Genomic DNA, 24,241 nt, shown 5'->3' with positions numbered 1-24,241 from the left:
AGAGATGCGTATCGTATTAAGCGGCGGAGGCACGGGTGGACATATCTACCCTGCGGTCGCTGTTGCTAGGCAAATGGAGTTGGAAGATAGCAAATCTACCTTCCTGTATATTGGTGGAACGCGTGGCTTAGAGAGCAAGCTTGTCCCTCAAGAGAATATCCCTTTCAAATCTATTGACATCACTGGCTTTCGGCGCAAGCTATCCATAGACAATGTCAAGACCGTGATGCGTTTCTTGAAGGGTGTTAAGGCGTCCAAAGAAATGTTAAGAGAATTCAAACCAGATGTTGTGATTGGAACAGGCGGTTATGTGTGTGGTCCAGTCGTTTATGCTGCATCCCGGTTGGGCATCCCTACTTTGATCCATGAACAAAATGCCATACCAGGTCTAACCAATCGCTTTCTGAGTCGGTATGCGAGTACAGTTGCCGTAAGCTTTGAAGGAACAGAGTCCTCTTTTCCGGGCAGCAAAAATGTGATCTATACTGGCAATCCACGTGCCACAACAGTTACTACAGCAAGTCCGCAACGTGGATTCGCATCGCTGGGGATTTCGGATGGCAGTACTGTTGTTTTGGTGGTTGGTGGCAGTCAGGGAGCTAAGGCTATTAATAGAGCCATGATTGAAATGGCCCCAAAAGTGGGTAAGGGTAATGGTGTTCATTATGTGTATGTTACAGGTGAACCTTATTTCGAAGAGACTCGGGCGGAATTGCGTCAAAAGCTGGGTAGCATACCAAACTGGTTGCATGTCCTTCCTTACGTTCATAATATGCCAGAGGTGTTGGCTTGTACCTCCTTGATCGTTAATCGGGCGGGAGCCTCTTTTCTCGCTGAGATTACAGCGCTGGGTATTCCCTCTGTACTCATTCCATCTCCTAATGTGACGAATAACCATCAGGAGGCGAATGCAAGACAGTTGGAACGTGAAGGTGCTGCTGTGGTGCTGCTTGAGAAAGATTTAAACGGCACGGCACTATATGAGGCGGTTCAAAAAATCATCGGAACTGAAGCCGTGCGTGAGCAGATGTCCGTGGCCTCCAAACGACTCGGCAAAAGAGATTCTGCGGCAGTAATCACAAGCGAGCTCCGAAGACTTGCGGGTAAGAAGTCTTAAGATATCATCGTTTTCCATACGGGTTTTCCTTATTGGCAGCTCTCTGTCACACACTTGGAGGAACGAACATAGGATAATCCTATAATCGTGACAATCACCCAGGACACTTCCAAACCTGAGATGTAGTGCAGGATATTCTTGAAATATAAGAAAGTATAAGTTTCACGTTATACATTATCCTTATATTTCTCGCTTAAACGCCTATCGTCCTTATAAAGGACGCCGAAGACGTTTATACTTGTACATTTCATATGAGCTTGTAACGGAAGTGTTTGTGGTGGGTGAGCGGTAATCTCGGAGGTGATACATTGGACAAATTGGTGATTGAGGGTGGAAGTCCCCTGTCAGGCACCATTCGTATCCATGGAGCAAAAAATGCGGCGCTGCCGATTCTAGCGGCAAGCCTGCTGGCCGAAGGAGTTCACTCACTGCATAATGTGCCGAAGCTGCTGGACATCGAGACTATGCTAGACATCCTAGATCGGCTGGGCTGCAGGTGCGTGCATCAAGAGGATACGGTGACGATAGATACGTCTGCCGTCGGGACATCTCATATCCCTGAGGATTTAATGCGGCAGATGAGATCTTCCATTTTTCTAATGGGACCGCTGTTATCCAGATTTGGAGAGGTAACGATCTATCAGCCTGGGGGCTGTGCGATCGGAGAGCGTAAAATCGATCTTCATCTACAGGGACTTAAGGCGTTAGGGGCGGAGATCGAGGAGAGCAACGGAAGAATATTCTGTCGGGGTTCTAAGCTTATAGGGAGTGATATTCATCTCGACTATCCAAGTGTAGGAGCAACGGAGAATATTATGATGGCTGCCGCAAAGGCAGAGGGAACAACAACAATATCGGGGGCAGCGAGAGAGCCGGAGATACAGGACCTACAGCAGTTTCTAAATAGCATGGGTGCTCAGATTATCGGTGCAGGTACGGACACCATCACAATTCAAGGGGTGAAAAACCTATATCCCTGTACGTACGAGGTGATACCTGATCGGATTGTGGCTGGAACCGTAATGATTGCTGCGGCAGCTACACGAGGGAATGTGACTTTGACACATGCCAATGCGGGGCATCTGACTTCGCTTATTCATGTGCTCAAGCGGGCTGGTGTTCAAATCACAGTGTGCAATGATATAATTAATATCAGTTGTATGGGGCGTCCACGTGCTGTTGAGAGAATTGTGACTTCTCCTTATCCTTCTTTCCCAACCGATCTGCAATCTCAGGTCATGGTGCTGTTGTCTCTCGCTGATGGCTTCAGTGTAATCAAGGAGACGGTGTTTGAGGGACGATTCAAGCATGTTGAAGAAATGGCGCGGATGGGCGCTGATATTTCTATTGATTTGAATCGTGCGTTTATTCGCGGCGTTCAGAGATTGTATGGTGCTACTGTGGAAGCTACTGACTTGCGTGCAGGTGCGGCTCTGGTCATTGCTGGGCTTGCTGCACAAGGGACTACAGTCGTTGAGCAAGCACACCATATTGACCGCGGGTATGATGGAATAGAGAAGCTGTTTCAGAAGCTTGGCGCGCGCATAAGCCGCAAGGTACCCGTACCGGATCCACTTGATTTGGCCAATTAAAGCTCCCTGTCTCCTTCAGTTCTACCAAGGAAGGAGACAGGGCCTTATTACGGAGATATGAGAATGACAACAACCCGATTACCTCTTCTTAAAGAGGACAAGCCTAAGAAAAAAATGAGCCGTAAGATTACGGCGATCCTGCTGCTACTGTTCACTGCGCTTCTTGCTGTGATTTTTTTCAGATCGTCTATTAGTCACATTACAGTGATAGATTTTCAGGGAAGCAAGTATTCTACTAGTGAGGAATTACTCTCGCAAAGTGGAATTCATATAGGTGGACAATTCTTTGCCGTTTCTACGAAGTCTGTGGAACAATCTTTGCTGGAGCTTAAGACGGTTAAGACTGTAGCCGTAAAGAAGGATTTCCCCGGGGTAATCACAGTGAAGATTGAAGAGTTCCCTGCGGTGGCCTATGAACTGGAACAGGGCGGCATCTTGAAGGCGATTCTGTCGAGTGGAGCAGCGGTGACTGTTAATGAGACTGGTATTGCTGTAGAGAAACCTATATTAACCAACTGGGATCCAGCTGATCCTAATAAGGCTATCCTATGTCAAACGCTTGGAAGCATTTCTAATGAATTGACAAGTGATATCTCTGAGATTGTTCCCTCGCCAACCTTGTCATTTCCGGATCGTATCAAGCTCTATACTAGATCCCGTTTCGAGGTGATCACTTCCATCTCTTTATTGAAGAGCAAAGTGTCATACTTGAATCAGGTAATAGAGACAAAGGAGCCTGGACTTATCACGATGCTTGAAGCCGACTCGTATGTTCCTTTTCAGGTCGAAAGTGAGGAGCAAAAGGGCGATGAGCAAAAAGATGTGCAAGAGTAGAGTAGAGGTAAATAGTCCCTACTAATAGAGTTCAAAAAATGCTACAATCGGAGTTACGGGCAAGAAGCTATATCCCTCTTTTTTCTTCGATTTTTTTGAAATATAATCTTTTATATGGTTAGTAATAACCAAATAGGTATATATTTCTTGTGATAATTATCATTCTTATAAAAAATTATGAGTAACCAATCACATTTAGGGATGTTGGAATATTATTCCGTTCAAAAAATTTGTAGAAAAAAGAGGGAAAGGGTTAGGTATGTTGAATATGTACAGAGAAGTTTCCCGGGACCGGGATAAGATTATGCAAATTATTTCGATTATAACAGGAGGTGCCATAGGACTTGAGCAACAATGACATCATTGTTAGTTTGGACATCGGTACATCCAAAGTTCGGGCAATAATTGGGGAAGTTACCAATGGAACCTTTAATATTATTGGCGTTGGATCTGCTGATTCGGAAGGAATACGTAAAGGCGCGATTGTAGATATCGACCAAACTGTGCAATCGATCAAAAGTGCTATAGATCATGCAGAGCAAATGGTGGGTATTCAAATATCAGAAGTTTATGTAGGCATTTCCGGTAATCATATTGGCCTGCAATCCAGCCACGGTGTCGTGGCCGTTCAGAATGAGGATCGTGAAATCGGTGAGGATGATATCGATCGTGTTATTAAAGCTGCGGAAGTCATCGCTATGCCTCCGGAGCGAGAAGTGATTGATGTTGTTCCTAAACAATTTATCGTCGATGGTCTCGAAGGTATTCAGGACCCGCGCGGGATGATTGGTGTTCGTCTAGAAGTGGACGCAACCATCATTACGGGTGCTAAGACGCCAATACATAATCTACTACGATGTGTTGAGAAATCAGGGCTGAAAGTGAAGGATCTTGTGCTGATGTCTCTTGGTGCTGGTGGATTGGCGCTGTCCAAAGACGAGAAATCGATGGGATCTGTTCTGGTTGATATCGGGGCCGGGTCGACAACGATAGCCATATACGAAGAAAGTTCCCTTTGTGCAACCTCTACGATTCCGATCGGCGGAGAATTTGTAACTAATGACATTGCATACGGACTACGTACACTTACTGATCAAGCGGAGAAAGTAAAGCTAAAGTATGGTTGCGCATGGATTGACGATGCAGCCTCTGACGTTGTCTTCAAGGTGCTGCGCATTGGCAGTAATGTAGAGAAGGAATTTAACCAAGAGGATTTAGCGGCAATTATCGAACCACGGGTGCAAGAAATCTTCCATCTGATTAAACAGGAAGTGAAACGGCTTGGTTACAGTGAACTACCTGGAGGTTATATATTAACGGGTGGAACTGTTTCGATGCCTGGCGTATTAAAGGCGGCTCAGACTGAACTGGCTGCATCTGTACGCATCGCTGTACCGGATTATATCGGTGTACGGGACCCTGGGTTTACCGGAGGTGTTGGTATCCTGCATAATGTTGTCCGTAGCTTCCGTGGAAGAAGCAGTGGTGGAAGCAGCAACAAAAAGACGGTCAACCGGAGTAAGCAGAACGCCACTCCAAATCAGGAAACGGTTCAGAAGACCGGGTTTGTCGAGCGTCTAAAGAACATGTTCAGCGAGTTTATATAAGTGTAAGTCCAGATATACTTGGACCGGCCATCCAAGCACATTGAGGGGGAGATGGAACAATATGTTAGAATTTGATTTTGAAATGGAGAGCTTGGCGCAAATAAAAGTCATCGGCGTAGGCGGCGGAGGTAGTAATGCTGTCAACCGGATGATTGAAAATGGCGTTCAGGGTGTAGAATTTATTACGGTTAATACAGACGCCCAAGCGTTGCATATGGCCAAATCGGAGCACAAGCTGCAAATCGGGGACAAGCTGACCCGCGGGTTGGGTGCAGGAGCTAATCCTGAAGTCGGTAAGAAAGCAGCGGAAGAATCCCGTGACTTGATCTCTAATACCCTTAAGGGCGCAGATATGGTGTTTGTTACTGCAGGGATGGGTGGCGGTACAGGAACAGGTGCAGCACCAGTTATAGCTGAGATTGCTAGAGAGTGTGGAGCCTTGACTGTGGGGGTAGTTACTCGCCCGTTCACTTTTGAAGGAAGAAAACGTTATAACCAGGCAATGCTTGGAATCGAAGCTTTGAAAGAAAAAGTCGACACGCTAATCGTCATTCCAAATGACCGTTTGCTTGAGATCGTTGATAAGAAAACACCGATGTTGGAAGCTTTCCGTGAAGCAGATAATGTTCTCCGGCAGGCTGTTCAAGGTATCTCTGACCTAATTAAGGTTCCTGGTCTGATTAACCTTGACTTTGCGGATGTAAAGACGATCATGACAGAGCGCGGTTCAGCGCTTATGGGTATTGGTATTGCAAATGGTGAGAACCGTGCGTCTGAAGCAGCACGTAAAGCCATCATGAGCCCACTCTTGGAAACGTCTATTGAAGGCGCCCGCGGCGTAATCATGAACATTACGGGAGGATCCAACCTCTCTCTATATGAAGTTAATGAAGCGGCTGAGATCGTTACATCCGCCTCTGATCCTGAAGTGAATATGATCTTTGGTGCGATTATTGATGAAGGCCTGAAGGATGATATCAAAGTAACAGTAATTGCTACTGGCTTTGAACATAAACCATCGCCTGAAACTCCAGGACGTCGTCCGGCCTCGACGAATAACGAGCCTGCGGCAGCACCGGATAAGAGTTCAGCTAATTTACGTCCTTTCGGCAATCAGAGTTCTTCTGACCAGCTCGATATTCCGACGTTCCTGCGTAATCGTACTCGGGGCAACAATGACTAATTAAATAGAATCAAGATTATACGAGAACACCGTATCGCTTAGCTGATTAGCTATAGCGGTACGGTGTTTTTTTTGCGTAAATGTAATAAGGATCAAGCAAGACTATGAACGGCACTGTGTAGCTCCAAGGGGGTGATGGTTGACTAAGTAGTTACAGTAGGTGGTAACTGGTAGTCGGAGAGCGGAAAGCGGCAACCATTAACTATCGGATAATCCTGCAAAAATACAGTATTTAATAATAAGTAGATGGTTGAAGCGTTGATTCCTGCGAATCTGCAGTAATTCCTGCGCCAAATAAAGATTTCTAGCCAAAAGTGAGAATAATCCTGTATATTTGCAGTTTTTGGACTTCATGAAGCGGAGTTTTGCACAAAAAGTTGTATATTTGCAGGATTCCTCTATTCCATTAAATGATCCAGCGAATGATGGAGCGAATGACGCAGTGAATAAAAGATATAAGAAATTCCATAAAGAAGGAATAAATCCCCACGCGCTATAACTCGACAAAAAAACCGTAAGAATGCCCCCCAAGTTTAGACAGACTTTGAATGCGAGACTTTCTATACTAATCATATCGTCCAAAAACAGAGCCTGATCCAATTTGGCTAGAGGATAGATTCCGCCATTAAGCAGGTGAATGCACTGGTTGTTTATATTGACTTGATATTCGCCGCCAATCTAGTGATCGACGGAATTCTTTTGTGGCTGACAGGCTGGATGGTTAAGCTGAGAATCTCATGGTGGCGTTTAATCCTCTCAGCTCTCGTTGGCGCACTGTATGTAGTGATGATGTTTGTACCGGAGCTGTCTTTCATGTATACCTTCCTTATCAAGTTTGGATTGTCGGTGGTTATGTTATGGATTGCCTTTGGTTTTGGGAGTCTGCAAAGCTACCTTCGCACTATGGGAGCTTTCTATATTATCAATTTTGCAGCCGCAGGTGGAATTGTTGGTATTCACTATTTGCTGCAGAGCTCCAGCGACATTTGGAATGGTATTATGTTCACTGCTTCAGGAGGGCATGCCTACGGCTTAAAGATCGGCTTTTGGTTTGTCATTGTAGTATTCCCCCTGGTGTTAATCTGCTTCAAGGCAGTGCATTCTTCACGAATCAGAAGGGAGCAGCTTGAAACCTATATCGGTGAGGTGGTTGTTGAAATTGATGGTGTAAGTGTTTCCTGTCCTGGCCTGCTAGACACAGGTAATCGTCTCTGTGATCCTTTGACCCGCATACCGGTGATGGTGATGGAATCGACGCTCTGGGAGGGGCATCTGCCTGCTGCATGGAAAGGGAGACTCACTCAGGATGGTGCGGACAGACTTTTGCTAGAAACGGACGGGCAGTCGTTTGCTTGGCAGGATAGGATGCGACTAGTACCTTACAGGGGGATTAACCGAGGGGCATCATTTATGCTCGCACTGAAGCCAGACCTTGTGACGATAAAGCTCGGTGAAGATATCTTTTATAGTAAAAGAGTCTTAATTGGGCTGGATGGCGGGACGCTCTCAGGAGATGGAGCCTATCGGGCGGTCATACATCCGGATTTAACTCAAAAAGAGAGCGCCACTGATGCAGCACTACCTTCCTAATCTTTAAAGCTAGCTGAACCAAACTTCTGATGGCTGAAAGCGGTAATTAAAAGCTTCATACGCTAACCGTGTACTTCTTGGAGGAGGAACAATAATGGTCAAATGGAAAATTGCTCTGCAGCTGCAATATTACCGCATGCTGTTTCTACTGGGGCTGAAGAGTCAGGAAATCTATTATATCGGCGGGAGCGAGGCTCTACCTCCACCGCTGACACGGGAAGAAGAAGAGTATCTGCTTCAGCGGCTATCTAGCGGCGATGCTGCTGTTCGTGCGATGCTGATTGAGCGTAACCTGCGCCTCGTAGTGTATATCGCTCGTAAATTTGAGAATACCGGAATCAATATTGAAGACCTGGTTTCGATAGGGGCTATCGGATTAATTAAGGCAGTTAACACTTTTGATCCCGAGAAAAAAATAAAACTAGCAACATATGCATCACGTTGCATAGAGAATGAAATTTTGATGTATTTGCGGCGTAATAGCAAGACACGGAGTGAGGTTTCTTTTGATGAGCCTCTTAATATCGACTGGGATGGTAATGAGTTGCTGCTCTCAGATGTTTTAGGGACGGAAAATGATACCATCTATCGGAACATTGAAGAACAGGTCGATCGCAAGCTGCTGCAAAAGGCGCTGGAAAAGCTGAGCGAACGGGAAAGACTCATTATGGAGCTGCGTTTCGGACTGCGTGGGGGCGAAGAAAAGACGCAAAAAGATGTGGCGGATCTGCTCGGCATTTCCCAATCTTACATCTCTCGTCTGGAGAAACGAATTATTAAGCGGCTGCGTAAGGAGTTTAACAAGATGGTGTAAGGTGAAATTAGCAAGGAATAAAATGGCCAACCCGGGAGATAATGTACAGTAATGTTTCTCCTTGGGAGGTAAATCATCATGACCCGAAATAAAGTCGAGATTTGCGGTGTGGATACTGCTAAGCTGCCTGTTCTAACGAATGTGGAAATGCGGCAACTGTTCACTTCGCTGCAGCAGCAGGGCGAGCGATCCGCCAGAGAGAAATTGGTAAATGGTAATCTTAGGCTCGTTCTAAGTGTTATCCAGAGGTTCAATAATAGGGGAGAATTTGTTGACGATTTGTTCCAGGTGGGCTGCATCGGTCTGATGAAAGCCATCGATAATTTCGATTTATCACAAAACGTTAAGTTCTCCACATATGCGGTTCCGATGATTATTGGTGAGATCCGCCGTTACTTGCGTGATAACAATCCGATTCGAGTATCGCGTTCACTTAGAGACATTGCTTATAAGGCGCTGCAGGTACGCGATAGTCTGACCAATCAGAATTCGCGGGAACCGACGATATTCGAAATCTCTGAAGCACTTGGCGTACCGAAGGAAGATGTAGTCTTTGCCCTTGATGCTATTCAGGATCCAGTGTCCTTATTCGAACCGATCTATCATGACGGTGGCGATCCTATTTATGTAATGGACCAGATTAGCGATGATAAGAATAAGGATGTGTCGTGGATCGAAGAAATCGCCTTACGTGAAGCGATGCGTAAGTTAGGTCAAAGGGAGAAACGAATTTTATCCATGCGGTTTTTCGAAGGGAAAACACAGATGGAGGTCGCAGATGAGATTGGTATCTCACAGGCACAAGTCTCACGTCTAGAGAAATCTGCGATTCAGCAAATGCAAAAGCATGTGAAGTCTTAAATCGTCTGAAATGAGGAGATATCCAGAATCCGTGATAAGGATTTTGGGTGATCTCCTCTTTTTACTGTTTCAGGAATTATATTGAGCCCCCGCAAAGTACCTTGGTAAGCATCTAAGCATAGCCTCACTTTGTGGGGATATTTCATGCATGTGGCCAAGCTTTCATAACATATATTGGACTATAGGTCTGATTGTACAGGGGTGGTGAGATGAACGAGGATTATTTAGGATCAGCCAAAAAAATGAAAATCTCTGATTTTCAGACTAAGGACGTTATTAACATTGTGGACGGCAAGCGGCTGGGCCAAATCAGTGACTTAGAGCTTGATTTACGCCGAGGTGTCATTGATGCAATCGTAATTCCCGGATACACTCGGTTTATGGGGTTGTTCGGAGGCGGAACCGATCTGATTATTCCATGGCGAAATATTGTCAAAATCGGGTCTGATGTAGTGCTTGTGAAGATTGAAGAATCAAGAATGCCTCAAGGGCAGGACGAACGAGAAACGATGTATTTGGAACGAGGGGACCGAGGCGAACGGCGCACTTATTAATTAGGTGCGTTTTTTGTTTTTTATAAAATGATTCGAAATGGCATGGCTTAAAAGTTAGTAAATTTAATGTTCTAGCTTAAGCGGCATTTTGTAGGGGTATTTACATGTGGTACACTAAGGCGGAGGTGAGGATATGGAACCGTTTGTGCAGGGGAAGGAAACACTTATGCTGCTTCATCTGGAGCCTTGGCGTGTGAAGCATAAAGAAATTACAGCAGGTTTTACGGGTAGACAGGGAGGGGCTAGCAAAAAGCCTTATGACAGCCTGAATTGTGCATTTCATGTTGGGGATGCTCCGGAAGATGTCTTAACGAATCGTAGGGCGCTTGCGAAAGCTCTTGATTTCAAACCTGAAGCTTGGACCTGTGGAGAACAAACCCATGGAGCAGAAATAGCAGTGGTAAGGGAAGCCGATCGTGGGCGGGGTCAAAAGGATAGAACCTCGGCATTTCAGGCAACCGATGGTTTGCTTACGGATGTACCGGGAGTTTTTCTGACTTCTTTTTATGCGGATTGTGTACCCCTTTATTTTTATGATCCTGTGCACCAAGTCGTCGGTCTTGCCCATGCTGGCTGGAAGGGAACTGTGGCCCAGATTGCAGCCGCTATGGTGAGTAAAATGGAGACCATTTACGGAAGCCATGCGCAGGACATTATTGCAGCGATCGGACCATCCATTGGTGACTGCTGTTATGAGGTGGACGATTATGTGATGGAGCATGTTCATCGACTGGAAGGTGATCTGAGTAAGCCAACAGAAACAGCCAATACTGTGGAGCTGTACAGAACATCTGACACAGATGAGAACAAATACATGCTAAACTTGAAAGAAATGAATCGACGCATTATGATTAAAGCAGGAATATTGCCGACTCATATCGAATGTACATCTTGGTGTACAAGCTGTAATCAAGATTTGTTCTTTTCTTATCGTAAAGAAGATGGGGTTACAGGCAGGATGACGAGCTGGATCGGAATAAAGGAGAGTTGAAAGTTGGCTTTAACACTGCAGGAGAGAATTGCTGAGGTAGAGGAACGTGTAGCACGTGCCTGCGCGGCAAGCGGCCGGGATCGAAATGACGTCAAGGTAATTGCAGTGACGAAATATGTTTCTCTGGAAATGGTGTCCTCCGTATTGGAGGCAGGCCTAGAGCATATTGCCGAGAGTCGCTGGCAGGATGCTGAGCACAAATGGAAGGTTTTAGGGGACCAAGGGACATGGCATTTTATCGGGCATTTGCAGACCAATAAGGTTAAAGACGTTATTGGCAAGTTTCAATATATACACTCTTTGGACCGGATATCTTTGGCGCAAGAATTACACAAAAAGGCGATTGCCGCAGATCAAGAAGTGAATGTCTTTCTTCAAGTAAACATCTCTGGAGAAGATACGAAATTTGGTCTGTCGCCTGAGGCGGTACCTGCATTTTTGCGTGAAATTGCTAGTCTAGATCGTGTAAAAGTAATTGGACTAATGACGATGGCACCTTTAGAAGGTGATCCGGAGCTTACCCGCCCTGTATTTCGCGGACTTCGTGAGCTGCGCGATGAGCTCAATCAACTTGCTTTGACACCTGAACCGATTACGGAGTTATCAATGGGAATGTCGAATGATTTTGAAGTGGCGATACAGGAAGGAGCCACCTGGGTACGCCTAGGTACGGTGTTAGTAGGCCATTAGGAGGGATCGTGATGAGCGTTATGAACCGATTTATGAGTTTTTTGGGCTTGCAGGAGGAAGAAGAAGTTGTGGAGCGGGAGCAAATCCACGAAGAGGATGAGTATGAGCCAGCCCCTGTCGAAACCCGCAAAAATCAAAGGGGCAACGTTGTCAGTATCCATTCGCAGAAGAATGTAAAAGTTGTACTTTATGAGCCACGTTCGTACGATGAGGCTCAGGAAATTGCGGACCATCTCCGTTCTCACCGGACGGTAGTGATCAATCTTCAGCGTGTCCGTAATGATCAGGCAATGAGAATTATTGATTTTTTAAGTGGAACCGTTTATGCCCTTGGGGGAGGAATCTCTAAAATTGGGGGCAATATATTTATGTGCACGCCAGATACCGTTGAAATTCAAGGTGCCATTACGGAAATCCTAGGTGACGATCCAGACTATAACAGAATGAGGTGAATGAGCTTTGCCCCAAATTGATTACATTATTGATATGCTGTTTAATATTTATTTTTACATGATTATTTTCTACGTACTGATGTCGTGGTTACCAAACGTTCGTGAGAACTTTATCGGAGAACTGCTGAGCAAGCTTGTTGAGCCGTATTTGACACCATTTCGTCGGTTTATTCCGCCACTCTTTGGTACGCTTGATATTTCCCCGATCATTGCACTATTCGTCTTGGAATTTGCGGCAGGTGGACTCAAATCCATTTTGCACTTAATTTTTTAGGCAGAAGTGATGAAGATAGAAGTTTACGGGCATTTTCATCCCGATGAAAGACAATTTGTGGACAAGGCTTGGGAATGGGTTACCCATGCTGGAGAATATCATGAGACGAAACTGACCGAATTTCTAGATCCGCGCCAAGGATTTATTCTGCAAAGTCTCGTCAATCGACATCCAGATGTTATCGTTAGATGGGAAGGCGGCCACCCTGAGGCAGAGCGGAAGCGAGCACTCATTGCGCCTGATTACCGTGATCTGGATCATGAGGACATGGAGCTGAGCGTTCTTGCGATAACCTCTGGTGAGCAAAAGTTTCTGGCGTTAGAGCATGGGGACTACATGGGCTCTATTCTGGGTCTTGGAGTAAAACGTGGAAAAATCGGTGATATTCATGTTCTGGACGATGGTTGTCATGTGGTAGTAGCTGCAGATATTGCAGATTATTTAGACATGAATTTAACTGGAGTACACCGAATACAGGTGAGCACGGAGGTATTGCCACTTTCTGCCTTGCGTAATAGTGAGGTGAAGCTGGAAATGATGGATTTGACTGTAGCGTCCCTACGATTGGATGGCATAGCCGCAGATGTAACACGGCTTAGTCGAAGCAAAATTCTTGCTCCCATCAAGGCTGGGCGCGTTCGGGTAAATTGGAAAGTGGAAGAAGACCCTTCCTGCGGACTTAAAGATGGTGACATGGTATCTATTCAAGGATTTGGTCGATTCAAGGTTCTAGAGGTTGGTAGTTTGACGAAAAAGGGCCGATACCGTGTTCAGGTTGGTAAATTTGTGTGAATCCCTTGCAGGAATCCGGCTTTACTTGTCGAAATTGATTATTTCGAGGGAATCAAACATTTTTAAAGCAGGACGCCGATATTTTATAAAAGAGGCGAACCATGAATGGCAGTTGGAACGTCGATACATCCTCTGCCTTTACTTGAAGTACAGTCTTTCTTCTTTGTCTGCTGCGCAGGTATGGTTCAGAGACTTAGAAGGTCCGAAATTTCTAGGAGGTGCACAGCATGCCATTAACACCGCTCGATATACATAACAAGGAGTTCTCTCGGAGACTTCGCGGTTATGATGAGGACGAGGTCAACGAATTTCTGGATCAAGTAATTAAGGATTACGAAAGTGTCATCCGTGAGAACAAAGAGCTGCAGAATCAGCTTTTGTCCATTCAAGAGCGTTTAGATCATTTTGTGAATATTGAAGAGAGTTTATCGAAAACGATCTTAGTCGCTCAGGAAGCGGCGGATGATGTGAAGAACAACTCCAAGAAGGAATCGCAGCTCATTATCAAGGAAGCGGAAAAGAACGCGGATCGGATTATTAACGAAGCGTTATCCAAATCCCGTAAGGTTGCTATTGAGACTGAAGAATTGCGTAAGCAAGCTTCGATCTATCGCACTCGTTTCCGCACATTGGTGGAAGCACAGCTCGAGCTGTTGTCACAGGATGACTGGAATGCCTTGGAGAGTCGTGAGGCAAGCGAGAGCGTAACTTTTAAGGATGATGTTCTACATCGTATCTAATGCATTATGATGAATGAATGCTGATTGAATTTATAGGGGGAATTCCCTCTAATTTATAATTTCATGCTAAAATCGGCTAAATAGAGGGAGTTATTCCCTCTATTTTTATTTTCTGCTAAAATCGATCATAATAAAGTATTCCGCCTGCACAGGTATAATCCTAATGTGGATTTCGCTAGCGGTTGTTGACATTTAGACTTAAAAAGTCTATAAATAGAACATATCTGTATAATGTTTATATGTATTCGATGACGGGACAAGTACGACAAGGTAACGTTCTCCAGAGAGTCGGCGATTGCTGAGAGCCGATTGTTCGAACCCTGCCGGAAGATCTTCCCCTAGAAGTTAAGCTGAAGCGTTGATCGTGCGTAAGCTTAGCCGTCCGCCGGACGTTACACCGGACCTGTGCATGAGATTTACGCGCAGGACTGAGATTGTGCTGAATACACTCCCCTTAAGGATGTGCTCATGCGCAGAATTAGGGTGGTATCGCGAGCGTTGTCTCGCCCCTTTGGGGGTGGGATGACGCTTATTTTGTTGTTCCGGGGCGGGCCATCCCCCTAAATCCCCCTTTCTAAGGGGGGCCCCAAGGGCTGCCGCCCTCTGGACACCCGCAATGTAAAGCCTCGTGCAAACGGGTACGATGGTGGAAGCGAACGGACTCAGGTGGCTGAAGGAGCGGCCCTTCTTAGGCTCCCCTGGCGGGTTCGCCTGCGGGGCCTCACTGCTAGAGCAGACCGGCGTTTCACTCGCCGCTCCATGTGGCACCCAGAGCCAGTGCTGCCCTACGGGATCGCAGCTCGGGTACCGAAGACAAGAGCTGAATGCGGCCAGCTGAACCAGACTGCCCAAGGATCGAAAAGAGCTTTACAGACTAAACCATGAAAGGATTGACCAACACATGCAAAAAGTAGATGTCAAAGAAAAAGCGCGGGCAAGAGATGTCCGCATACTCAAGAAATGGAGCGACGAAAATACGTTCCGTAAATCGATGGAGAATCGTGAAGGACGTCCGAACTATGTATTTTACGAAGGTCCTCCAACAGCGAACGGTGCCCCGCATATCGGGCACGTGCTGGGCCGTGTAATCAAGGATTTCATCGGTCGTTACCAAACGATGAAAGGTTACCGCGTGGTACGTAAAGCGGGCTGGGATACACACGGTTTGCCAGTAGAACTAGGCGTACAAAAGAAGCTTGGCATCTCCGGCAAACAAGAGATCGAGGAATATGGCGTAGAAAAATTCATCCAGGAATGTAAAGACAGCGTCTTCGGTTATGAGAAGCAATGGCGCGAGTTTACAGAGGGTATCGGATACTGGACGGATCTAGATAATCCTTACGTAACTTTGAATAACACGTATATCGAGAGCGTGTGGAACATCTTGGCTACTGTGCATGACAAAGGGTTGCTCTACCGCGGACACCGTGTTAGTCCTTACTGCCCAAGCTGTCAGACTACCCTAAGCTCCCATGAAGTAGCCCAAGGCTACAAGACTGTCAAGGATCTCAGTGCGACTGCAAAGTTCAAACTGGATGACAGTGGAGACTACGTACTAGCTTGGACGACTACACCTTGGACGCTGCCAGCACATATGGCGTTAGCCATGAACCCTGACATGGATTATGTACGTGTACAACAAGAAGACGGTATCTACATTGTTGCCAAAAATTTGGTAGAGGAAGTAATGAAAGGCGAGCACACAGTCCTTTCTACACATAAAGGTTCCGAGTTTATCGGCAAAACCTACGTTCCTCCATTCGGATACATCAAGGCAGAGAAAAGCAATGTCATCGTAGGTGCTTCCTTCGTTACAGATTCCAGTGGTACAGGGATCGTACACATGGCACCAGCGCATGGTGAAGATGACTACAAGACTTGCCGCGAGAACGGCATCAGCTTCGTGAACGTGGTTGATAATTCCGGTAAGTATACGGATGTAGTATCTGATTTTGCTGGACGCTTCGTGAAAGATTGCGATTTGGATATCGTTAAAGCTTTGTCTGAAAAAGGACTGCTTTACGGCAAAGAAAAATACGAGCACAGCTATCCGTTCTGCTGGCGTTGTGATACACCACTCTTGTACTACGCAACAGACAGCTGGTTCATCAACACTACAGCGATCAAAGATCAGCTGATTGCTAACAACAACAGTGTAGATTGGTATCCTGATCATGTACGTGAAGGCCGTTTCGGGAAGTTCCTGGATGAACTGGTGGACTGGAATATCAGCCGTAATCGTTACTGGGGCACACCGCTTAATGTTTGGGTATGTCAAGAAACGGGCAAAGAGTTCGCTCCACACAGCATTGAAGAACTGAGAGCGATGGCGATTGGCGATGTACCTGAGGATATCGAGCTGCATAAGCCTTTTGTAGATAAGATCAAGTTACGCAGTCCTTTCAGCGAAGGGGCAGAGATGGTTCGCACACCAGAAGTTATCGATGTTTGGTTCGATAGTGGTTCGATGCCATTTGCGCAAAGTCATTATCCATTTGAGAACGAGGATAAGCTGAATGATCAATATCCAGCGGATATGATCTGTGAAGGGATCGACCAGACACGTGGATGGTTCTACAGCTTACTAGCTGTATCTACCTTGTTTAAAGGTAAAGCTCCATATAAAGCTGTTATTGCTCACGGTCATATCCTTGATGAGAATGGTCAAAAAATGTCCAAATCAAAAGGCAATGTTATTGATCCTTGGGATATCATGAACGATTACGGCACGGATGCTTTCCGTTGGGCGATTCTATCCGATAGTGCACCGTGGAATAACAAACGTTTCTCTCGTGGCCTTGTAGGGGAAACCAAATCCAAAGTTGTAGATACACTGGTGAATACGCATGCGTTCTTGACGCTTTATGCAGGCATCGATGGTTATGATCCTGCCGATCATCCTTTTAAAGTATCGGAACATAAGCTGGACCGCTGGATTTTGTCCCGTCTGAACAGCTTGATTCTTTTGGTAGACAAAGGACTTGCAGTAAATGACTTCGTGAATACATCCAAAGGCATTGAGAACTTTATAGATGAGCTGAGCAACTGGTATATCCGTCGTTCCCGTGACCGTTTCTGGGGTAGTGGTCTAGGTGAAGATAAGCTGGATGCTTACCGTACACTGACCCATGTACTTTTGAAGACAGCGTCTTTGATGGCTCCATTTACACCGATGTTGTCTGAAGATATCTTCACGAATCTTGGCGGTGGAGAAAGTGTGCATTTAGCAGATTATCCGGTTGCTGATGAGAGCTTGATCGATAAAGAGCTGGAAGAGGATATGGAAAGTGCGAGACAAATCGTTGAGCTGGCGCGTAATGTGCGTAACGAAACAGGCATTAAGAATCGTCAACCGCTGTCTGAGCTGATCGTTTCGATGAACCGTGACTTCCATTTGGCTGAGTATGAAGAGATCATCAAAGACGAGATCAACATCAAAAACATCGTGCTAGAGACTAGCGATAGTGGATTTGTTGACTTCACACTCAAGCTGAATCTTAAAGTTGCCGGTAAAAAATACGGTAAAAACGTCGGCTTCCTGCAAGGCTTCCTAAAAGCTTTGGACAGTGACTCTACCCGCAAAGCAGTGCAAGATGGCTCAATCGCGATTGCGACGCCAGAGGGAGAAGAACTGGTGATCACTTCTGAAGAGCTACTCGTTGAAAAAGAAGCTAAAGCAGGTTTCGCCGCAGCTTCCGGATATGGAATTACGGTTGCGCTCAATACCGAAATCACACCTGAGCTTGAACAAGAAGGCTGGGTTCGTGAGATCATTCGTGCGGTTCAAGATTACCGTAAACGTTTGGATCTGCCGATCGAGAAACGGATCGCACTCACGCTGAGTGTAGACGATGAGCTTAAAGCAGCAGTTACAGCCTTTGAGAATGTATTGCGAGACAATGTACTTGTGACTACGGTTGATTTTGGCGGAGAACATGCTTTTGAAACGGTAGATGTCGGTGGTAAATCCATCGGTATCCATATTGAAGTGTAAATCTGCATTACCTGTCCCAAAACAGCATATACTAGCGGCACAAGTGTAAACAGAGAACTTCTGTTTATGCGGGAAATATAGTCTTTATATTTCGCCCGCGAAAATAACGAGCCTCGTGCTCAAGGAGATGTATTCTCTTTGACCGGGCTCGTTTACTTTGTGGCGAATATAGACGTATGAGAGGAGCTGTGGCTGTGGAGGATCAGAAGAACAGAATCTCCGTCAAGACATCCGGCAACAAGAACAGCCCAGATAAGGGAGCGGAGAAAAAGGTTATTCCTGAGGAAAACCCTGAGCGTTTAACAGCAGATCATCGCAATCCAGAAGACATTCCACTGGAAGAAAAAATGAATACAATGTATCGATTAACCTTTGAATGGGCCCATATCTTAGAGAAATCACGAATTTATCAGTATACGGAGCTGTTATATTCACCTTGGACTCTAATTTGGAAAAATATTTTATATGGAGCGGCTCGTGGAGTAGGGATTGCGCTAGGCTTTACTTTTTTTGCGGCAACGATCATCTATGTTCTTCAGGTACTTGGAGCATTGAATCTACCGATCATCGGAGATTATATTGCGGATATTGTACGAATTGTTCAACGTCAGCTGGAATTCAAATAGCTTGTTAAGGCGAAGCCGTCTTTATTTGGTTTGTTGAAGGGATTAGGGTTCGGTCAATCTTCTTTGGTGGATTTATCCAGCCTTGGGCTTCTATGTTTCTCCCCAGTCCGTACCTTTCCTTTTTTAATCTTTGGAGAGGGCTGCGCTGCTTTTTTTCCTCGTGTATGATGCGTAAGCCTCTCATTAATAATAAATATCGTCGGTCATCTTCATGACTGAGTTGCTGCACATTTTTAAAATAGTCGTGATTCACTAACGTTACACTCCTTGTATGTCGATTTCAGAATCCGTTAGATCAGTTTACCAGCTGAATCTGAACATTTTCTTAACAAAATGACATAGCGCAGAAAATATAAAAAAAACAGCGGGCCATTCCACAATGAAACTGGAACCGCACGCTGTTCATTTTTTCTTGTGGGGGACAATGCTTTTATTCCTCGCCTTCGAGTGGATCAAGCATGTAACTTCCCTCGCCACTATCCTTATAACGCTCGTAGCTACGTCCCGGTACTACAACTACATTGTTGCCTGTAATATCGGTGGCGATAAAGTTCTCCCAAGGCTCTACGCAGCCTTCAAGCTCATCGGCTTCAATCTCCATATCATTATAGGAGTCAATGTTGCTGCCCTCCGCCATGGCGGGGGAATCGGAGTTTCCATAGCTTTCTACAATCTGCCAGGCATCCTCACCGTCAAAGCCGTTTTGATCCTCTCGTTCATCGAGACTCGTACGCCCAAATGGAGGAGACAAAAATTCTTCTTCAATGGGCCGAGTAAAAGGTGCATTTTGACGTGGGGCATGCTCTTTACAATAAAGCGTGGAGGGAATAGCGGATAGACGCTCAAAAGAGATCGGTTTACCGCTAGCTTTACATATCCCATAGGTGCCTTCATCCATAGCGTTGAGAGCAGCTTCAATATCATCCAGCTCATGCTCGTCCCGCTCTAGCAGTGAAATATCCATGGAGCGGTTATACAAATCGGTGGCTGCATCGCCAGGATGGTTGTCATTCTCGGAAAGTTCTCCGGTGCCATCCCGCATGGATTCCTGTAAGCCGTAATTTTCATTATTCTGAAGCCTGTGCTGAATAGTATCACGGTCTTTTTCTAATCGGGCGCGTAGCTCTGAGAGCTGCTGTACTGTCAGGTGCGTCATGATGAGTAAGCTCCTTTCTGTACTTTATTAAGAATCCTTCCGACAAACCGATTTGCACCGGATGGTTCTTTGTTAGGTTGACCTGAGAGGCGTTATTTTAGCGATGGAAAATAGTCCCCAAGATTAAGCGCCCGAGAGGTGTCACGCAATAGACGATCTTCTAAGGGCTGTGCTACAATATACAAGTCTTATAACAGTATTCGTACCGCATTTGGCGGGAAAAATAAGAACGGAGTGACAACTTCTGTGGTGTACTATTTGATTGCTCTTATTGTATTTTTGGTGGATCAGGGAACGAAGTATCTCATTGCCACACGTCTGGAGCTTGGGGAACAGATTCCGGTGATCGGGAATTTCTTCCTAATTACCTCACATCGTAATCGCGGGGCTGCTTTTGGTATTCTACAAGGTCAGCAATGGTTCTTCTTTTTAGTTACGGTTGTAGTGGTTGCAGGTATCGTTTGGTACTTGAACAAAACTAGACATTCGCGGAAGATGCTATCGGTTGCCCTTGGACTTGTTCTGGGTGGAGCGATAGGTAACTTCCTAGACCGGATGATCAGTGGTGAGGTTGTCGATTTCCTTCTGTTTAATTTTGGAAGCTATAGCTTCCCGATTTTTAACGTTGCGGATTCATGTATCGTCATTGGGGTTGGGTTGATTCTTTTGGACTCCTTCCGCGATCTTAAGAATGGTGAAGAAATCACGGAAATCAAAGAAGTAAAAGAAGCAAAGGAAGTAAAAGAAGGGAATGAATGATTTGAGTAAAGACGTCAATCACCAAGCGGCATCTACGAGCGAAGAAGAGAGGGACGTCACGGAGTGGACCGTTTCAGCAGAGAACGCGCGGGAGCGAATCGATAAATATATAACGGAATCTTGGGAAGAGGATATTTCTCGTTCTCAGGTGCAGCTGTGGATCAGTGGTGGCCATGTTACGGTTAATGGGGCACCGGTTAAAGCTAACTATAAGCTCTCAGAAGGCGATAAAGTTTCCATTGTCGTACCAGAAGCGGAAGTTACAGACTTGATCCCAGAGAATATTCCACTTGAAGTTGTATACGAAGACAGCGATGTCATTGTTATAAATAAGCCGCGTGGTATGGTTGTACATCCGGCTGCCGGGCACCCGTCAGGCACCTTGGTAAATGCACTGATGTATCACTGCAAGGATCTGTCCGGTATTAATGGTGAGATTCGACCAGGTATTGTACACCGTATTGATAAGGATACCTCTGGTCTTATTATGGTGGCTAAAAATGATGCCAGTCACGCGTCGCTCGCAGCACAACTTAAAGAGCACAGTGTAACACGCCGCTATATAGCAGTTGTACACGGCAATTTGTCGCATGACAAAGGAACGGTTGACGCTCCGATCGGTAGAGATCCACATGATCGCAAGCTATACACTGTAACGGAAAAGAACAGCAAGAAATCTGTGACCCATTTTACAGTGATGGAACGTTTCGGTGACTGTACACTACTGGAGCTGCAGCTGGAGACTGGCCGCACGCATCAGATCAGAGTGCATATGAAATTCATTGGTCATCCGCTTGTGGGTGATCCGATTTATGGACGCAGTAAAGGAACAGCTATGAATGGACAGGCGTTACATGCGGCGGTGCTTGGATTTATTCATCCTACGACAGGTGAATATAAAGAATTCAGCAGACCTATTCCGGAAGACATGGAAGATGTTCTGTTCACATTGCGCAGCAGATAAGTACAAATGAAGTGATAATTAGTCTATGGTATTGAACTCTGCTTTCCATCATATTTAATAACATAAGGATAAAGAGAAGGTTATGCCTTATTCTTTATCCTTATTTTTTATCACAGAAACGGATCTCTAGAAACATAAGCCATCCAAGGGACGGCGAAGCCGTTTCTTCTAAAATTAGAATAGATAGCCAGGAGATGAGATGAAAGTATGAGTATTGAACAATACCAAGACAGCTTCATTCAGACTAATTTTGCAGACCGCATAGGCGGTGCGAACTACGGCAAGGACACTTCGATTTATAAATTCGAGAAAATCAAACGTGCTAAAGCATCCGCAAAACAGGATTTTCCTGATATTGAATTGATCGATATGGGCGTAGGCGAGCCAGATGAGATGGCTGATGCAGGTATTGTGGCTAAGCTTGCTGAAGAAGCAGCTAAGGAAGAGAACCGTGGTTATGCGGACAATGGAATTGTTGAGTTTAAGACAGCTGCTGCTGATTATTTGCGGGACGTATTCCGTGTTGAAGGCATTGATCCCGTTACGGAGGTAGTTCACTCGATCGGTTCTAAGCCTGCACTGGCGATGTTGCCTTCTTGCTTCATTAACCCAGGTGATATTACGATCATGACGGTGCCGGGTTATCCAGTGCTGGGTACACACACTAAATACTTGGGTGGACAAGTGTTTACAGTAGAGCTGAAGAAGGAGAATAACTTCCTTCCAGATCTGAACGAAATTCCAGAAGAAGTTGCTCATAAAGCCAAGCTTCTTTACTTGAACTATCCAAACAATCCGACGGGCGCTAGTGCGACTCCTGAGTTTTTTGCTGAGGTAGTTGCATGGGCTAAAAAATATGATGTAGTCGTTATCCACGATGCACCATATGCTGCCTTGACCTATGACGGTTTGAAGCCGCTTAGCTTCCTCTCTGTGCCAGGTGCTAAGGATGTTGGCGTGGAGCTGCATTCCTTGTCCAAGTCCTACAATATGACAGGCTGGAGAATCGGTTTTGTTGCTGGGAATCCTTTAGTTGTTAAAGCCTTCAGTGATGTGAAAGATAATAATGATTCCGGTCAATTTATCGCGATTCAAAAAGCTGCGGCTTACGGTCTTGCTCATCCAGAGATTACTGAAGCGATTGCTGCCAAGTATTCTCGTCGTCACAACCTGTTGGTAGATGCACTGAACAGCCTGGGCTTCCAAGCTGAGAAACCAAAGGGCTCCTTCTTCCTTTATGTTGCAGCACCTAAGGGTGTCAAAGGTGGTCGCCGTTTCGAATCCGGTGAGGATTTCTCGCAATTCCTGATTCGTGAGAAGCTAATCTCCACCGTGCCTTGGGATGATGCAGGTCCGTTTGTACGTTTCTCTGTTACCTTTATTGCTAAAGGGGAAGAGGAAGAAAGACGTGTCATCTCTGAAATCCAAAGACGCTTAAGCGATGTGGAGTTTGAATTTTAAACATTAGTTAGACATTGAAGCCGCCTAAGGGAAGCCTTGGGTGGCTTTTCTTTATGTAGTGGCTAGTCTACTGTGGATTAGACTACTGTAGAATAGAGCTACTGTAAGATAGGGAATTCTTCCCTCTAATTTTGTGTTTTAGCTTCAATCCGCTAGAATATAGGGAATCTCCCCCTCTATTTCAGCATATTTGGTTGTATTCAAGGAAATCCTTCAATTTATAGGGAGGAATTCCGCATAAACTGATCATAATGACTATTGTGGCCTATTTATAGGGAGGTTTTCCGGTTTTTCCTATAATACCGCCTTCCTTTTGTTGTTAATAGAAGCAGGCTTGGAAAGTGTTGTAGTTTAGGCAGATAAAGTTGACATGCAGGGTTTGTTCTGTCATAATTCTCATTAAATGAATAGCGCCTTTAATTCAGTCCTGTGAGGCTGGCAAGGTAACGTGAATCGAGGTTCGCGACTCTTAGAAAGGTATCCGTGTGTATACACCGGACTGTCTTTTTATGCGCGCGGCCGCCATCTTCTTCATCTGCGGATTTCACTCCTTGCCTGTTATAGGCAAGGAGTTTTTTGATTTCCAGGAACTTGAACAGGCGAAACAAGTGGAGGGTGACAAGATTATGGTTACTGAGAAAAATGTAATTATGGACGAAACGGCGATCCGCCGGGCATTATCGCGTATTGCTCATGAGATTTTGGAGAAGAACAAAGGGATTGAGAATTGTCTGCTGGTCGGTATCCGGACACGAGGCGTATACCTAGCACAGCGTATCGCTGAGCGGATCAAGGAAATTGAAGGCGTCGAGATTCCTTACGGCGAACTCGACATCACGCATTATCGGGATGACCGTGAAGTAGGAGGCAGTGAAGCGGTAGTGAAGAGTAACGTCATTATTACTTCCGGCAGTGATGGCATCCATGATAAGAAGGTCATTTTGTTCGACGATGTGCTTTACACCGGACGCACCATCCGCGCAGCGATGGACGCTTTGATGGATTGCGGACGCCCACGAATGATTCAACTGGCAGTACTGGCTGACCGTGGACACCGCGAACTGCCGATCCGACCAGACTACATCGGTAAGAATGTACCTACCTCAAAGCATGAGCAGATTGAAGTGGCGCTGAAGGAATACGACGGCAAAGATGAGGTCTACATTATTTCAAACCGGGAGGAACGATAA

At 45.6% G+C, this 24,241-nt stretch carries 23 protein-coding genes and 1 other annotated feature; of the genes, 22 read left to right on the top strand and 1 reads right to left on the bottom strand.

The window, feature by feature from the left end; genetic code table 11:
- Nucleotides 1-4: 4 nt before the first annotated feature.
- The 18 genes from murG to MKY19_RS22975 all read left to right on the top strand — a co-directional run bounded on the left by murG (nucleotide 5) and on the right by MKY19_RS22975 (nucleotide 18,711).
- Nucleotides 5-1,117, top strand: a complete 1,113-nt coding sequence (murG, locus tag MKY19_RS23060; RefSeq protein ID WP_042190850.1) for an undecaprenyldiphospho-muramoylpentapeptide beta-N-acetylglucosaminyltransferase — start codon at nucleotides 5-7, stop codon at nucleotides 1,115-1,117.
- Nucleotides 1,118-1,425: 308 nt separating this feature from the next.
- Entirely contained in the window at nucleotides 1,426-2,709 is a 1,284-nt protein-coding gene (murA, locus tag MKY19_RS23055) for a UDP-N-acetylglucosamine 1-carboxyvinyltransferase (RefSeq protein ID WP_042190848.1), read from the top strand.
- A 63-nt stretch (nucleotides 2,710-2,772) separates the two neighbouring features.
- Nucleotides 2,773-3,543, top strand: a complete 771-nt coding sequence (locus tag MKY19_RS23050; RefSeq protein ID WP_339797940.1) for an FtsQ-type POTRA domain-containing protein — start codon at nucleotides 2,773-2,775, stop codon at nucleotides 3,541-3,543.
- Nucleotides 3,544-3,887: 344 nt separating this feature from the next.
- A complete protein-coding gene (gene ftsA, locus MKY19_RS23045) occupies nucleotides 3,888-5,150 on the top strand; it encodes a cell division protein FtsA (protein ID WP_042190844.1) in 1,263 nt (420 codons plus the stop codon).
- Between the two features lie 61 nt (nucleotides 5,151-5,211).
- Entirely contained in the window at nucleotides 5,212-6,333 is a 1,122-nt protein-coding gene (gene ftsZ, locus MKY19_RS23040) for a cell division protein FtsZ (RefSeq protein WP_339797937.1), read from the top strand.
- Nucleotides 6,334-6,685: 352 nt separating this feature from the next.
- On the top strand, nucleotides 6,686-6,832 hold the full coding sequence (locus tag MKY19_RS23035; protein WP_223179028.1) for a hypothetical protein: 147 nt from the start codon (nucleotides 6,686-6,688) through the stop codon (nucleotides 6,830-6,832).
- Nucleotides 6,833-6,975: 143 nt separating this feature from the next.
- Complete coding sequence (gene spoIIGA / locus MKY19_RS23030; protein ID WP_339804469.1) at nucleotides 6,976-7,923, top strand: sigma-E processing peptidase SpoIIGA; 948 nt, start codon at nucleotides 6,976-6,978, stop codon at nucleotides 7,921-7,923.
- A gap of 91 nt (nucleotides 7,924-8,014) precedes the next feature.
- Nucleotides 8,015-8,737: an RNA polymerase sporulation sigma factor SigE gene (sigE, locus tag MKY19_RS23025; RefSeq protein ID WP_028530613.1), complete on the top strand. Its 723-nt coding sequence runs from the start codon at nucleotides 8,015-8,017 to the stop codon at nucleotides 8,735-8,737.
- 78 nt (nucleotides 8,738-8,815) lie between these two features.
- Complete coding sequence (sigG, locus tag MKY19_RS23020; protein ID WP_036683631.1) at nucleotides 8,816-9,598, top strand: RNA polymerase sporulation sigma factor SigG; 783 nt, start codon at nucleotides 8,816-8,818, stop codon at nucleotides 9,596-9,598.
- A 209-nt stretch (nucleotides 9,599-9,807) separates the two neighbouring features.
- Nucleotides 9,808-10,152: a YlmC/YmxH family sporulation protein gene (locus MKY19_RS23015; protein ID WP_076284758.1), complete on the top strand. Its 345-nt coding sequence runs from the start codon at nucleotides 9,808-9,810 to the stop codon at nucleotides 10,150-10,152.
- A gap of 133 nt (nucleotides 10,153-10,285) precedes the next feature.
- Nucleotides 10,286-11,143 carry a peptidoglycan editing factor PgeF gene (gene pgeF / locus MKY19_RS23010; protein WP_339797933.1) on the top strand — a complete coding sequence of 286 codons (858 nt, stop codon included), beginning with the start codon at nucleotides 10,286-10,288 and terminating at the stop codon, nucleotides 11,141-11,143.
- 3 nt (nucleotides 11,144-11,146) lie between these two features.
- The gene (locus MKY19_RS23005; RefSeq protein WP_339797931.1) at nucleotides 11,147-11,833 is read left to right on the top strand and encodes a YggS family pyridoxal phosphate-dependent enzyme; all 687 of its coding nucleotides are present in this window, start codon (nucleotides 11,147-11,149) and stop codon (nucleotides 11,831-11,833) included.
- 11 nt (nucleotides 11,834-11,844) lie between these two features.
- A complete protein-coding gene (sepF, locus tag MKY19_RS23000; protein WP_042190833.1) occupies nucleotides 11,845-12,285 on the top strand; it encodes a cell division protein SepF in 441 nt (146 codons plus the stop codon).
- A 34-nt stretch (nucleotides 12,286-12,319) separates the two neighbouring features.
- Complete coding sequence (locus MKY19_RS22995) at nucleotides 12,320-12,559, top strand: YggT family protein (RefSeq protein ID WP_042194359.1); 240 nt, start codon at nucleotides 12,320-12,322, stop codon at nucleotides 12,557-12,559.
- 9 nt (nucleotides 12,560-12,568) lie between these two features.
- Nucleotides 12,569-13,351: a YlmH/Sll1252 family protein gene (locus MKY19_RS22990; protein ID WP_339797928.1), complete on the top strand. Its 783-nt coding sequence runs from the start codon at nucleotides 12,569-12,571 to the stop codon at nucleotides 13,349-13,351.
- Nucleotides 13,352-13,578: 227 nt separating this feature from the next.
- The gene (locus tag MKY19_RS22985) at nucleotides 13,579-14,091 is read left to right on the top strand and encodes a DivIVA domain-containing protein (RefSeq protein WP_076299650.1); all 513 of its coding nucleotides are present in this window, start codon (nucleotides 13,579-13,581) and stop codon (nucleotides 14,089-14,091) included.
- A gap of 239 nt (nucleotides 14,092-14,330) precedes the next feature.
- Nucleotides 14,331-14,605, top strand: a binding site (T-box leader).
- A 387-nt stretch (nucleotides 14,606-14,992) separates the two neighbouring features.
- A complete protein-coding gene (ileS, locus tag MKY19_RS22980; RefSeq protein WP_339797924.1) occupies nucleotides 14,993-18,085 on the top strand; it encodes an isoleucine--tRNA ligase in 3,093 nt (1,030 codons plus the stop codon).
- Nucleotides 18,086-18,414: 329 nt separating this feature from the next.
- Entirely contained in the window at nucleotides 18,415-18,711 is a 297-nt protein-coding gene (locus tag MKY19_RS22975; RefSeq protein ID WP_042194357.1) for a DUF5665 domain-containing protein, read from the top strand.
- A gap of 430 nt (nucleotides 18,712-19,141) precedes the next feature.
- On the opposite strand, the gene MKY19_RS22970 is transcribed toward MKY19_RS22975, so the two are convergent.
- Nucleotides 19,142-19,867, bottom strand: coding sequence for a TraR/DksA C4-type zinc finger protein (locus MKY19_RS22970; protein WP_339797921.1), 726 nt, complete (start codon nucleotides 19,865-19,867; stop codon nucleotides 19,142-19,144).
- 246 nt (nucleotides 19,868-20,113) lie between these two features.
- Here MKY19_RS22970 and lspA point away from each other — a divergent pair, with 246 nt between their 5' ends.
- The 4 genes from lspA to pyrR all read left to right on the top strand — a co-directional run bounded on the left by lspA (nucleotide 20,114) and on the right by pyrR (nucleotide 24,241).
- Nucleotides 20,114-20,626: a signal peptidase II gene (gene lspA, locus MKY19_RS22965; RefSeq protein ID WP_042190823.1), complete on the top strand. Its 513-nt coding sequence runs from the start codon at nucleotides 20,114-20,116 to the stop codon at nucleotides 20,624-20,626.
- Nucleotides 20,619-21,590, top strand: coding sequence for an RluA family pseudouridine synthase (locus MKY19_RS22960; RefSeq protein ID WP_042190820.1), 972 nt, complete (start codon nucleotides 20,619-20,621; stop codon nucleotides 21,588-21,590). The genes lspA and MKY19_RS22960 overlap by 8 nt, the downstream gene beginning before the upstream one ends.
- A 207-nt stretch (nucleotides 21,591-21,797) precedes the next feature.
- Nucleotides 21,798-23,051, top strand: coding sequence for an LL-diaminopimelate aminotransferase (locus tag MKY19_RS22955; protein WP_042190817.1), 1,254 nt, complete (start codon nucleotides 21,798-21,800; stop codon nucleotides 23,049-23,051).
- Between the two features lie 626 nt (nucleotides 23,052-23,677).
- Nucleotides 23,678-24,241, top strand: a complete 564-nt coding sequence (pyrR, locus tag MKY19_RS22950) for a bifunctional pyr operon transcriptional regulator/uracil phosphoribosyltransferase PyrR (RefSeq protein WP_042130202.1) — start codon at nucleotides 23,678-23,680, stop codon at nucleotides 24,239-24,241.

This window comes from Paenibacillus sp. FSL R5-0744, assembly GCF_037972555.1.
Taxonomy (GTDB): domain Bacteria; phylum Bacillota; class Bacilli; order Paenibacillales; family Paenibacillaceae; genus Paenibacillus_AQ.
Note: the sequence above shows the minus strand (reverse complement) of the source record. Positions and strands in the feature narration are given on the sequence as shown.